General features: G+C 43.8%; 12 protein-coding genes and 1 riboswitch. All 12 genes read left to right on the forward strand.

Translation table 11 applies throughout. The features are described from left to right. Positions 1-1,827, forward strand: a complete 1,827-nt coding sequence (locus M3636_RS05690; RefSeq protein ID WP_145410306.1) for an ATPase, T2SS/T4P/T4SS family — start codon at positions 1-3, stop codon at positions 1,825-1,827. Beyond that, positions 1,817-3,883: a hypothetical protein gene (locus tag M3636_RS05695; protein ID WP_483311501.1), complete on the forward strand. Its 2,067-nt coding sequence runs from the start codon at positions 1,817-1,819 to the stop codon at positions 3,881-3,883. The genes M3636_RS05690 and M3636_RS05695 overlap by 11 nt, the downstream gene beginning before the upstream one ends. An 87-nt stretch (positions 3,884-3,970) precedes the next feature. After that, complete coding sequence (locus M3636_RS05700) at positions 3,971-4,456, forward strand: hypothetical protein (RefSeq protein WP_056690030.1); 486 nt, start codon at positions 3,971-3,973, stop codon at positions 4,454-4,456. 16 nt (positions 4,457-4,472) lie between these two features. Further along, a complete protein-coding gene (locus M3636_RS05705) occupies positions 4,473-4,871 on the forward strand; it encodes a hypothetical protein (RefSeq protein WP_128101744.1) in 399 nt (132 codons plus the stop codon). After that, a complete protein-coding gene (locus M3636_RS05710) occupies positions 4,868-5,419 on the forward strand; it encodes a hypothetical protein (RefSeq protein ID WP_128101745.1) in 552 nt (183 codons plus the stop codon). The genes M3636_RS05705 and M3636_RS05710 overlap by 4 nt, the downstream gene beginning before the upstream one ends. After that, the gene (locus M3636_RS05715; RefSeq protein ID WP_251381518.1) at positions 5,406-6,401 is read left to right on the forward strand and encodes a hypothetical protein; all 996 of its coding nucleotides are present in this window, start codon (positions 5,406-5,408) and stop codon (positions 6,399-6,401) included. Before M3636_RS05710 ends, M3636_RS05715 begins: the two co-directional genes overlap by 14 nt. Before the next feature lie 123 nt (positions 6,402-6,524). Further along, positions 6,525-8,075 (forward strand): ribosomal protection-like ABC-F family protein, encoded by a 1,551-nt coding sequence (gene abc-f, locus M3636_RS05720; RefSeq protein ID WP_145410300.1) that lies wholly within the window; start codon positions 6,525-6,527, stop codon positions 8,073-8,075. A 76-nt stretch (positions 8,076-8,151) separates the two neighbouring features. Next, a riboswitch (TPP riboswitch) is annotated at positions 8,152-8,261 on the forward strand. 218 nt (positions 8,262-8,479) lie between these two features. Further along, positions 8,480-9,133: a thiamine phosphate synthase gene (locus M3636_RS05725; protein WP_251381519.1), complete on the forward strand. Its 654-nt coding sequence runs from the start codon at positions 8,480-8,482 to the stop codon at positions 9,131-9,133. A 19-nt stretch (positions 9,134-9,152) separates the two neighbouring features. Continuing rightward, positions 9,153-10,385, forward strand: coding sequence for a glycine oxidase ThiO (thiO, locus tag M3636_RS05730; protein WP_251381520.1), 1,233 nt, complete (start codon positions 9,153-9,155; stop codon positions 10,383-10,385). Then, positions 10,382-10,585 (forward strand): sulfur carrier protein ThiS, encoded by a 204-nt coding sequence (gene thiS, locus M3636_RS05735; protein WP_056690049.1) that lies wholly within the window; start codon positions 10,382-10,384, stop codon positions 10,583-10,585. Before thiO ends, thiS begins: the two co-directional genes overlap by 4 nt. 3 nt (positions 10,586-10,588) lie before the next feature. After that, on the forward strand, positions 10,589-11,356 hold the full coding sequence (locus M3636_RS05740) for a thiazole synthase (RefSeq protein ID WP_251381521.1): 768 nt from the start codon (positions 10,589-10,591) through the stop codon (positions 11,354-11,356). Further along, entirely contained in the window at positions 11,353-12,402 is a 1,050-nt protein-coding gene (locus M3636_RS05745) for a ThiF family adenylyltransferase (RefSeq protein WP_128101750.1), read from the forward strand. The genes M3636_RS05740 and M3636_RS05745 overlap by 4 nt, the downstream gene beginning before the upstream one ends. Positions 12,403-12,604: the final 202 nt, after the last annotated feature.

Here is a 12,604-nt window from a genome sequence, read left to right on the forward strand (position 1 = left end):
ATGTTCTGGAACATAATCGGTATAGGTTTAATTATCGTTGCGGGTCTTGGTTATGTAGGGTTCAGATACCGGGCGTATCATCGAGAACAACGTACAGACGTGACTGAAGCGGGCAGCTTCACGATCGAAAGTTTAACCGAAAAGGTGAAAAACTCACTTCATGAACTAAGCCATGGTCAGCTTGCTGACGCTGGATTGCATGAAGAGGAGTATCGGAGAAGGATCAATCAACGAGCTGAAATGCGGAAGGCACTGAAAGGGTGTGTCTCCGGTAGTATCAGTGACAAAACTTATGTTAAAAATCTAATAAGTGATCTGTTAACACGAAGCATAGGGCTGAATAAGTCGAATGTGGATGAGGTCATTCCTTTTGCAGAACCTGAACTTCTAACAAGTCAGGATCAATTCGAAATTGTATTTTATCTCTACCAGCAGCAATTCGGCATCGATGCGTTATCCCGTCTGATTGATACGTATGATCTGGGTAAACTGCGAATGGAAGAAGGCATCCAGGATGGGGGAGGATTTTATATCTCTGAGGAAGATATTCAATATGTGTTTGAATGCGAGTATCGGGAGCTTGGATTCAGAGAGAAAACAGATATCATTGTGCAACGTATCTACCAACACTACAAAGGATTCTCGGTTGTAGATGAAATTCGAGATCAACGTATTGACGGCGTGAGTGGTGGAGTTAGTGGCATGCTTGATGCGCTGCAGGATGTACGACTTCGCCAGCCTAGTTCGTGGAATGATTTGTTGGAAGGCGGGCTTGAAGATCCTCAGACGGAAGCTCCATTGAACGGTATGCAAAGTGTGTGGATTTTCTATAAAGGGAAGTCGATTCATCTAGCCTTTCTGTCCTTTGGCAGCATCCGTGAACTGAAAAGGGTATGTCAAAATATTTATAAATATAATTATCCGGGTCAGCTATCTGAGGCAAATGGTTACAAGGTGAACGAAATGAAGGATGGTTCTCGTGTCGTCGTGGTACGTCCGCCATTTGCAGAGTCATGGGCATTCTTTGTAAGGAAATTTGATATTCCTAATGCCTCGCTGGAACAACTGATCACAGGTACGAATGCAGAGCTTCCTATAACTATACTGCAGTATCTGATGAAAGGAAGCCGAATTACTGCAGTGACCGGAGCACAGGGTTCGGGTAAAACAACCTTGTTGATGGCTATGGTGAAACATATCTATGCATCGTATACGTTGCGTGTACAGGAAATGGCGTTTGAATTGCAGCTTAGACGGATTTATAGCCGCCGTAACATTTTGAGTTTCCGTGAAACTGAGCATATTTCAGGTCAACAAGGGCTCGATCTACAGAAAAAAACGGATGGTACAGTCAACATATTAGGTGAGGTTGCCAGTGATGAGGTTGCTGCATGGATGATTCAGATGTCGCAGGTAGCCAGTTTGTTCACGTTGTTTACGCATCATGCTAAGACATTTCGCGATCTGGTGTTTTCACTTCGAAATTCACTGCTCAAAACAGGGATGTTTCAACATGAGCATATTGCTGAGGAACAGGTAGTAAGTGTCATTAATTTTGATGTACATATGAAAAAAGATGCCGAGGGACGACGATATATAGAACGAATTACGGAGTGTTTGCCTCGGGCAGAGCAGAGCGATAGCGTTGAAGAACGCAATGGATTTACGTTTCGAAATGTCGTGGAGTATCAAAATGGCGGCTATGTCGTAACAGCTCCCATTTCGGACGGAAGCATTATGGATATGCGAGATCAGATGACGTTACAGGATGCTGCGGAATTCGACCGATTTATCGCACAATATTGGGGTGACCACTATGACCATTAAATCCATACTAACCATCGTATTAGGGATATGTGTCACAGGTATGATTGTCACTTTTCTTATCCTTAGTTTACTTCGACAGAGAGGAGGTGGATCCAATAAAAATGTAGCCGCAGGGTTGGCACCTGTTAGTAATCGATCATTAAAGCTCACATCATTCCTATTGCGACTGTATCGATGGGGGATGAAGGTTCCACTTCTATCCTCGTACATCGTCCAAGTAAAAAAGCGGATTTCATTCCGACATGTTGGTGATGAACCTGCTCTCAGAAGAAGGACGATGACGGTTGTTCTGATTATTGCCGGAGGGTACGGAAGTGTCAGTCTAATTTTGTTCCTCATGCAGCCAGGCGTTGCTTTTATTATCTTGTCTGTGCTCTGCGGTGTTGTATTAAACAGTCTAATCCTGGATATGTATCTGAATCGAATCGAAAAACGACTATTGGTACAGATGCTTGAATTGTTTGCAGATGTTCGTCATCGGTATCACCAGCATGGAATGATTGAGGAAGCACTCTATGAAGCAGGCGAGTTAGGTAACGGAGAAGCTGCTGAGCAAGTGATGCTTATATACGAAGCGCTGACGTCGCCTGATCCGAGTGAAGCATTAGAACGATACTATGAAGTTGCGCCGAATCGTTTTCTTAAGGGTTTTGCGGGGATATCCTACATGGTCATGGAGTTTGGGGATAAGGATCGAGCACAGGGTTCCATCTATCTGAAGGGATTAAGCAATCTTACCCAGGAAATTCATTTAGAAATACTGCGCCGGGATAAGTTAGATTATCTGTTAAAAGGTCTAAACATCATTGCTCTTGCTCCTGTGTTGTTCACAGCTCCCATTGAACGTTGGGCGAGAGGCAGCTTTCCAACGATGGATGAATTTTATCGCAGCAAGCTTGGGTTTATCACCAAAATATCAATATACATCATCATCATCCTGGCTTACTTGTTATTACAAAGGTTACAGCAGTATGATGAAACGCGCTTTCGAGCTGGTAGAAAGCAAACTTTGTTTGCACGCATGTTGTATAACCAGATATTCATTCGTAAATTGGCGATGTTATTCGCCCCCAAACCAGGAAGCACTCAGTACAGCCAGACGGTAAGACTTATGCGGGAGAGCAGCTCAGAGTTAAAGTATGAATGGTTAGCCATTCGAAGGTTAGTTTTGTTTGTGACCTGTTTCATTCTAAGTATAATGTGCGTGTTATTGTTGCATCAGGTTGAACGAAATCACATTATGTATGACCCGGTGCGAGACGATCGGATGTTTGGAGCGATGGCTGAAGCCGAGCTGGAGCAGGCCAAAGAAAAAGCAGCCCTGGATCGATCTGTCATGCAGAAGATTAAAATGAACCGTTGGGCTAGTTATGATGATATCGCTAGCACCTTACAACAGAGCTCACCTGTTCAACTAGATCATGATACACAGACTGAGGTCATTGCGAGAATTATGAAAAAGATGGATTCGTATAACAAGCAGTTCTTGCACTGGTGGGAAGTTATTATTGCTGTTGTCATCGGGATAGCAGGATTTTATCTACCAATCTGGTTAATGCTGTTTCAGCGTAAAATGCGCAGTATGGATATGCGACATGAGATTTATCAATTCCAGACGGTCATATCCATATTACGTGAGATGGATCGAATGTCTGTCGAGGAGATTCTGGAATGGTTAAATCGATTTGCTGTCATTTTCAAACGTCCGCTCCAAAAGTGTCTACTGCATTTTGAACATGGGCCAGAGGATGCACTGGAGCAATTAAAGACAGATGCCGGATTGCCTGAGTTTCAGCGGCTGGTTGATAAATTACAACTTGCTCTTGGTAGAATTTCGATTCGTGAAGCGTTCGATGATTTGGATAGTATGATGGCTTTCTATTTCGAACAGCGTAAGCAGGAATATACCAAAATGATTGATGCCAAAGCAGCTTGGGGACGAATGATCGGATTTACTCCGATGTATGCTCTAATTTTCCTATATCTTGTCATCCCACTTGTTGGAATGAGTTTCTTACAAATGAACATGTATTATGAACAGATTCAGAAGCTGTGATCAATAAAGTGTTCAAAAAGTAAAACTGAATTAGCATTAAAACGGCTTTCGTTATAATCAAATTCTATATTAATTGGAGGATTTATCATGAATAATGCATCAAGCGCTTTAAAGGTGGCAGCAGGGATCTTTTTGACCATTGCGCTCATTACTATCGTAGTTTTGCTCTTTATCTCAGCACAGGAAGCTACCAAGACTGCACAGAACAATTTCGCCGATATCCAGACAGAATTGTCTCAGGCTGCCTTTACAGTATATGACGGTACTACAATTAGTGGATCACAGGTTACCAATGCATTGCGGAAATACGCAGACAAAGACCAATTCGGCATTCAGGTGATTACAGGTAAAAACAAAGGTGGACAATGGTATGGTAATGAGTTGAATATCTCCCAAGACCTCAATAATGAGAGTTATGGCTCAGTGATCAAAACGAATGAAAAGGTAGGAAATATTAATCAAACGATGAGTGAAAAAGAGAATCAGTATGTGAATCCAAGTGGGAAGTTCAAAGCACTTATCGTGAAGGATAAATCGAATGTGGTCAGAGGACTCATTTTCCAGCAATCCTAACAGGAGTGGGTTATAGATGTTCAGAAACGCTCAACAGCTTATGTTGTTCAGTACGGCAGCTGTCCTTTTTGTGACAGCCTGCCTGTACGGGCAACAACTAATTAGAACGATGACTGATGCTCTTATCAACACGACACAAATTACAGTAGAGATGGAAGGAAGAATGAACACAACGCTCCATACAACGAGTCCAAAGAGATATAGCGGTGTTGAAGTGTTACATACCGTAAGGCAAATGACCGGGACATCCATTATGGTGGAAGTGGACGGACAGGCACATATGATAGACCCCTTAATAAATAGAAAGAAGACCATTCCCGTTCAGCTCAGCAGCACATATAGACCAGAGTTCGTCAGAGATGAACAGGGAGTGCTGTTGAAAATCCAATTCTGGAAGGAGGTCAGCGTTCATTGATTAATGCTGCATCCAAGCTACTCGCAGTTATGTTAGCTGTAATCCTGCTGTACATCTATCCAACGGCTGAGACGGCTGACCGACAGGATGATCTGGCGAGAATGACCGTGAATCAGAGCGTTATACATTTTGTAGATGCGGTTAGAACCAAAGGGTATATCTCACCAGCTATGTACAGCGAATTGGAAGAACAATTGGCGCGAACAGGTAATGCGTATGAGATTCTGATTGAACATTTACACAAAAAATATGTACCACATTATACCGACCCAATGAATCAAAATACGTTCACAGGTACGTATGAAACCGTTGAGGATGGGTATTACAATCGACAGATTAAAGATCGGTTATTCCCTGCTGCAAGTGGGTTAACTGCTGACGACCCCGGACGTAGATATACGCTAGTCATGGGCGATTTTATTACGATAACCGTCCAAAGCACCAATCGGACATCCAGTATGTTGATCCGGGAATGGTTGAATGGAACACCCACTGCACCTGCTGTGCTCACCACCTATGGAGGTATGGTTTTAAATGAAGATTACTGATTTTTCAATTTTATTTGTAATTATCTTCTTGCCACTATTCTGGATTGTATCCCTTCATACGCGGGATGCTGAGGAAGCACAGCTTTTAAGCCAAAAGTATAGGTCTGCATTGCAGACTGCTGTGCTCGATGCAGGAGCAGTAATGCATCAAAATGAAAAGCAAAATAATGAAGCAGGCTATGATTCTACGAAATTTGTGAAGGCGGATAAGGAATTAGCCTTGCTTACATTTACACAAACGATGGCCTTGAATATGGGAATTCAGGATGATCCGGCTGCTATTCGATCATTATTTGATTACATACCGGCAATTGTTGTACTGGATTATGATGGATACTACATTTTGGCTAAGGAAGCGGAAATGACAGGAAATACCGAGCTTACATACAAGCAAGTCTGGAGTCCCAAGAAACCATATACATATGCAGATCCAAACGGCAGCAGCATTAACTTTACATTGGATGGATATGTATACGCTTATGATGCTATCCAAGGGAAATGGATTGAAGGTTTTCAGAAGGAACTGGCATCTAACACGCAAATCCCATTGTTACAGGATACCGACACATTTGAGCAAGTGAGACGAAGTTGGATTGTGACCAGTGTTCAGGAAGATCTTGCTGATGTTATTAATCGTCATAACGAATTCGCGCGTAGAAATGGCATATCTTATACGTTTACGTTACCGTTAATCCCGCAGGAGGATTGGTATAATTCGATTAACGATACAGGTATTATGGCATTTATCCAAGGTATACCTGTAGGGGATCAAAAAGTTAATAATTATGCTATTGGTGGAGGCAGACTTGTGAAGAAGACGGCAGTGGTCGGAGGAGTAGATCCATCAACTGGAGTCAAATATTACTATCCTTCTACATGTAACTATGGCTATAGAGCAGAAGAGGTCTTTGGCGACGGAAAACAAGCTGCAGCGCAAGGTTATTTTGAGCGTAATTGTTATGTCAGTGAACAAGCTCCATAAGTGAAAAAGTTTGCAAGAAGACATTACTTTCAGAAAAGACAGGTACGTGCTAGAATAGGTCTTTGGTACAATGTCTAAATTAGTGATTAAGTAATGTCAAATAGATAGGAGCAACCTCATCTTATGAGTTTATTGTCAGTTGAGAACGTGAGTCACAATTTTGGAGATCGCACGTTATTTAAAAATGTATCTTTTCGTTTACTGTCAGGTGAGCGAGTAGGTCTTGTTGGAGCAAATGGTGTAGGCAAATCCACGCTAATGAATATTTTGACTGGGAAATTGCTTAAAGATAGTGGGAAAGTAGAATGGACACCTAAAGTTCGTTATGGATATTTGGATCAGCATACCAAGCTTACGCCAGGTAAAACGATCCGGGATGTGCTGAAGGATGCATTCTTGCCACTGCTTGAGTTGGAAAAAGAAATGATGGCAATTACCGATCAGATGGCCGATGCTGACCCTGAGCAATTGGAACAGTTGCTTGAGGAAATGGGCGACATCCAAGAGCAGTTGGAGCAGGGCGATTTTTATTTGATCGATGTAAAGGTAGAAGAGATGGCAAATGGTCTGGGGCTGTCCGTTATCGGGCTTGATCGTGACGTTGCTTCACTTAGTGGGGGTCAGCGTACCAAGGTACTTCTGGCTAAGCTTCTCTTGGAGAAGCCGACAGCGCTTCTGCTGGATGAACCTACGAACTACCTGGATGTAGAGCATATCGAATGGCTGACCCGGTATTTGAAGGATTACCCGTATGCTTTTATCTTGATCTCCCATGATACAGAGTTCATGAATGAAGTAGTTAACGTGATCTATCACTTGGAATTTGCCAAGTTGACAAGATATGCTGCGAACTACAACAAGTTTCTTGAGATGGCAGATATGCAGAAGGCTCAGCATATTGATGCTTATGAGAAGCAACAGGAGTATATCAAAAAGCAGGAAGACTTCATCCAGCGGAATAAAGCACGTGCATCTACATCAGGTCGTGCGAAGAGCCGTGAGAAGCAATTGGGCAAAATTGAACGGATTGATCGTCCGGATGAGGCAGCCAAACCTACTTTCAAATTCAAAGATGCTCGTGCCAGCAGTAAAACGGTGTTTGAGGGCGTTGATTTTGAAATTGGATATTCTCATGCCTTATTACCTAAAATGACAATGACCATTGAACGTGGCGAAAAGATCGCCATCGTGGGTTGTAACGGTGTGGGTAAATCCACACTACTCAAAACGATTCTGGGTAAAATTCCGCCAATCAGTGGCAAAACATTTTTGGGAGATTATCTGGAAACCGCTTATTTTGAGCAGGAGGTACGAGCGGGGAATATCACTCCAATCGAGGATGTATGGAATGAATTTTCGCATCTGACGCAGAATGAGGTTAGGGGACATCTGGCACGTTGTGGATTAAAAAACGAACATATTACTCGTCCGCTTAACATGCTCAGTGGTGGAGAACAAGCGAAAGTGCGCTTGTGCAAATTGTTAATGCGCGAAAGCAACTGGATTTTGTTTGATGAGCCGACCAATCACCTTGATGTAACAGCCAAAGCTGAACTGAAGCGCGCCCTGCAAGAATTCAAGGGCACAGTGCTTCTCGTATCTCACGAACCTGATTTCTACGAGGATTGGGTTACGAAGACCTGGGATGTTGAAGCTTGGTCTGAGCAAAATTAGTCTACGTAGTCAAACGGGAATCTGAAATCCTCGGTGACAAAAAAAGGACTCTATGGTAATATAGGCTACAACTTCATATCAACACTAGGGGGGCCGCACGATGCGGCTGAGATGGAAGAATGCGATTCCGGACCCTTTGCACCTGATCTGGATCATACCAGCGTAGGGAAGTGGCGCGTTTTCGTTTATTAGGAACAGCACTCAGCATGAATGAGAGAATGCCTGTAGCTAAGAGAACAGCATGTTGTTTCTATGAGATTTTGCAATGGGGTATTCATTGCATGAATAGAACCTCTGTGTGTTGTTCAACACTTATTAAACGAATCAAAGCATATATTTCGCAGCCACTCCCCTACGGGAGTGGCCTTTTTGTTATGTCATTGTTTAAGAGAGGAGGTTATCTTTTGGTAATTACTGAAGAACATGACTCCAATGTCACAGCTTCTTTTGAGCTGCATGTTATCTCTCAAGGCGTAGGGAATTTGCACAACTTTGTAAGTGTATCGAAGGATATATGGCCATGGGTCGACTATATTCATATTCGAGAAAAACAACAGCCACCTAAACAGCGTAGGGAGTGGACAAACCAACTGCATCAATCAGGCGTTCCGTCTGATCGGATTGTGATTAATGGTGTGCATGAAGTGGGTCAAGGTGAAGGGTTGGCAGGTGTGCATTGGGGTCAGGAAGATTTCTCTAAAAGCGCGTTATCTATTAGTGACATTCGAAAACGGATTCGCATCGGTGTATCCGTTCATTCTGTAGCTGAAGCCAAGGCTGCTGAGCAACGGGGTGTAGACTATGTTTTTTTCGGTCATATCTATGACTCCAATAGCAAACCAGATATTCAGCCTAGAGGGCTGAAGCAGCTAGCTGAAGTGTGCACTAATGTAACTATTCCAGTAATTGCAATCGGTGGCATTGGGGTTGAGCACGTTCGTGACCTTCGCAGAGCTGGAGCAAGAGGCATTGCTGTCATATCACATATCTGGGCGAGTGAGAATCCAAAGCATGCGATTCGTGTACTAAGACAGGCGATCGTAGAATCGGAAGGTTAATCTTGAGCAAGGAGATGAGATGGTGAACGATGGAGCGAGAGTTCGGAGACGAAGCATTAACCGAGATTTACGTAAAACATTGTCTCGCAGTAGAACCAATGCTGGAATCCACGGAAAGCTTCATGCAGAAACAATTGTGATTGGTGGGGGCGTGATTGGTTGTGCAATTGCTTATGAGCTTGCAGCACGAGGACAAGATGTTCTTCTGCTTGAACGTGCGCGGATTGCAGAGGGTGCATCTTGTGCAGCGGCTGGAATGATTGCAGCAGATAGTGAGCATTTTTCTTCACCTATGATGGCGAACTTGGCAACCATGAGCAGACAACTTCTGCATGAGCAGTGCGAACAACTGAGCTCCCTGAGTGGGATGCATATTGGGTTTCAACAAAATGGTTTTATTACTCCTGTGCGTTTGGAAAAAGATTTAAACAGCGATTCCACTGCTACAGCACCACGATCAATCACGTCTGAAATTTGGTGGGATGTTATCAAGGCACAACAAAAGGCTCCATGGTTAAGCAAAAATATTTATGGTGCCTACTATCGACCGCTGGAATGTGACGTTCTACCTGTTAATTTGACTCAAGCTTATGCAAAATCAGCTCAGGCACTCGGAGCACGGATTATTGAAGGCGTGCATCATGTTAATCTTCGAGTGGATGCAAACGGAGTACAAGGCGTGGAAACTTCAATTGGAACGATGACATGTCGCAATGTCATTGTTGCTAATGGTTTGCAAGGGGAAGTGTTAATGAAGCAGGCTGGGCTTCAATTGCCGACTATGCCGGTCAAAGGCGAAATTGCAGCAGTGCAGTTCTCAGATCATTCTGGACAACTTGCCCCAGACAAAACGGTATACGCAGAGGACATTTATATCGTACCTAAGGCCAATGGAGAAGTATGGATTGGTGCGACCGTTTTACAGGGGGAATCTGATCTACATGTTTCAGCTGCCGGGTTACAAAAACTGCTTGAACGTGCTGCCAGCTGGGTACCTGGCATTGCAGAAGCTCAGTTTGTACGGGCATGGGCCGGAGTAAGGCCTTCAACACCCGATGGATTACCATACCTCGGCGCATGTGAGAGCATGCCTGGTTTATATGCAGCCTTTGGACATCATCGCAATGGAATCCTGTTAAGTGCTGTAACGGGTAGCCTACTAGCAGATTTTATTGGAGGTAAATCTTCAGAGGAGCTGAATGTGCAAGGTTGTCGTCCAGAACGCTTCAATAAAAGGGGGATCCTGCATTGAATATTATCGTCAATGGTCAACGGATGGAGATAGAAGACCGCTTGAACCGTGTAGATAAACTGCTGCACTCATTCGATCTTCATGTGAAAACTGTCGTTGTTGAGTTGAATCGCCAGATTCTTACTCGCGAACATCATGAGACGACCCATTTAAAAGATGGGGATCGGGTCGAAATTGTACATTTTGTAGGAGGGGGCTAAGTGATGTTGAAAATTGGTGAGCATGTCTTTCAGTCTAGATTATTGTTGGGTACAGGTAAGTTTGACGATTTAGAGGTACAGTCTCAGGCCATTGAAGCCTCAGGCACAGAGGTGCTTACGTTTGCCGTGAGACGTCTTAATCTTGAGGAGCGTAACAAAAAGCACTTTCTCGATAGGGTAGATCTTGATCGCTATACCTTGCTGCCTAACACAGCGGGCGCTTCTACCGCGGAAGAGGCTGTTCGAATTGCTGAACTCGCCCGTGCTTCCGGACTTTGTGATATGATAAAAGTAGAAGTAATCGGCGATGGAATTACATTGTTACCAGACCCGATTGAAACGTATAAAGCCTGTGAGATGCTGCTACATAAGGGCTTTACGGTTCTTCCTTATATTTCTGATGATGTTATCTTAGCCAAACGACTCCAGTTACTTGGTGTACACGCTATTATGCCTGGGGCTTCACCAATTGGATCAGGCAAGGGAATCATTAATCCATACAACCTTGAGGTTATTATTGAACAGGCAGTTGTACCTGTGGTTGTAGATGCTGGACTTCGTTCACCCAGTGATGCTGCTCGTGCGATGGAAATGGGGGCAGACGCTGTGTTGTTGAATACAGCCGTGTCTGGATCCGGTTACCCTGTGGATATGGCCAAGGCCATGAGACTCGGAGTGGAGGCAGGAAGGCTGGCATATGAGGCAGGAATGATTCCGGTAAAGCGTTATGCAGCAGCGAGTAGTCCGGCGGAAGGAATGATTCATACATGATGAATGAGACGTGTTCACCTGACCAAGGAGATCGATACTCCAGACAAGAGCGTTATGCTCCCCTTGGCAAGGAAGGACAGCGCAAACTAAGTAACGGTAAAGTTTTGATCGTTGGTGCAGGTGCACTCGGCACTGGAATTGCGGAGACACTGGTACGTTCTGGTGTAGGGCATGTCACGATTGTAGATCGGGACTATGTAGAGTGGAGTAACCTGCAACGACAGCAATTATATATTGAACAGGATGCATTGGAGAGAATGCCCAAAGCGATTGCGGCACAAAAACATCTCAGAGCGATTAATTCAACTGTTACAGTTGAGGGAATCGTGATGGATGTAAGGGCAGATGAGCTAGAGACTCTGATCCCACATGTTGATCTAATTATGGATGCAACAGATAATTTTGATACCAGATTATTGATCAATGATATGTGCCAGAAATATCGTATCCCGTGGATCTATGGCGGATGTGTCGGCAGTTATGGGATTACGTATACATTTGTACCAGGTGAGACACCTTGTTTGAATTGTCTGCTAGGAGAGGTTCCGCTTGGTGGCGATACTTGTGATACTTCTGGAATTATTCCTCAGGCTGTCCAGATGGTAACAGCGAATCAGACAGCCGAAGCGCTGAAATGGTTAAGTGGTCATCCAGAGGCATTAAGACGAAAGTTATTATCCTTTGATCTATGGCGTAATGAATATATTTCGATTAACGTGGATGGTGCCAAAAAGCAGCAATGTGCTTCCTGTGGCGAAACAGCTACATATCCATATCTCTCTGCTTCGAATTTGGAGAAGACGGACGTATTATGCGGCAGAGATACAGTACAGATTCGCACTGCACGCCCAACGAAACTTGATCTAGAGCGTACAGCTGAGCGTTTACGTGGACTTAATGAAGGTCAAGTTGAGGCCAATCCCTTCCTAGTTTCGTTCACAACGGGAGCACAACGCATGGTTATTTTCCAGGACGGGCGTATTCTTGTGCATGGAACGAAAGATACGGCAGAAGCACGAACACTTGTACATCGTTACTTTGGCTAAGTGGTCAATTTACCCAAAGAACATTAAACGATATGAACTAAACATTTCAATTAATACTAAGTTTGTACCGTATGCAGCACCCAGCACGCGGTATCCTGCCTCAATACAAGGGTTGTCAGCCACAGTCCATTCCTATAGGAATGGACTTCTTGGTTATGCGGCATGATAAACAAATAACGAAATGCTGTTCTGCATCTTGTGT

This window comes from Paenibacillus sp. MER 99-2, assembly GCF_023714095.1.
In the GTDB taxonomy this organism is placed as follows: domain Bacteria; phylum Bacillota; class Bacilli; order Paenibacillales; family Paenibacillaceae; genus Paenibacillus.

Excerpts from the sequence above, each read along its gene's own strand:
- M3636_RS05690 (WP_145410306.1), top strand. The coding sequence starts at position 1 with ATGTTCTGGAACATAATCGGTATAGGTTTAATTATCGTTGCGGGTCTT.
- M3636_RS05695 (WP_483311501.1), top strand. The coding sequence starts at position 1,817 with ATGACCATTAAATCCATACTAACCATCGTATTAGGGATATGTGTCACA.
- M3636_RS05700 (WP_056690030.1), top strand. The coding sequence starts at position 3,971 with ATGAATAATGCATCAAGCGCTTTAAAGGTGGCAGCAGGGATCTTTTTG.
- M3636_RS05705 (WP_128101744.1), top strand. The coding sequence starts at position 4,473 with ATGTTCAGAAACGCTCAACAGCTTATGTTGTTCAGTACGGCAGCTGTC.
- M3636_RS05715 (WP_251381518.1), top strand. The coding sequence starts at position 5,406 with ATGAAGATTACTGATTTTTCAATTTTATTTGTAATTATCTTCTTGCCA.
- abc-f (WP_145410300.1), top strand. The coding sequence starts at position 6,525 with ATGAGTTTATTGTCAGTTGAGAACGTGAGTCACAATTTTGGAGATCGC.
- thiO (WP_251381520.1), top strand. The coding sequence starts at position 9,153 with ATGGTGAACGATGGAGCGAGAGTTCGGAGACGAAGCATTAACCGAGAT.
- M3636_RS05740 (WP_251381521.1), top strand. The coding sequence starts at position 10,589 with ATGTTGAAAATTGGTGAGCATGTCTTTCAGTCTAGATTATTGTTGGGT.
- M3636_RS05745 (WP_128101750.1), top strand. The coding sequence starts at position 11,353 with ATGATGAATGAGACGTGTTCACCTGACCAAGGAGATCGATACTCCAGA.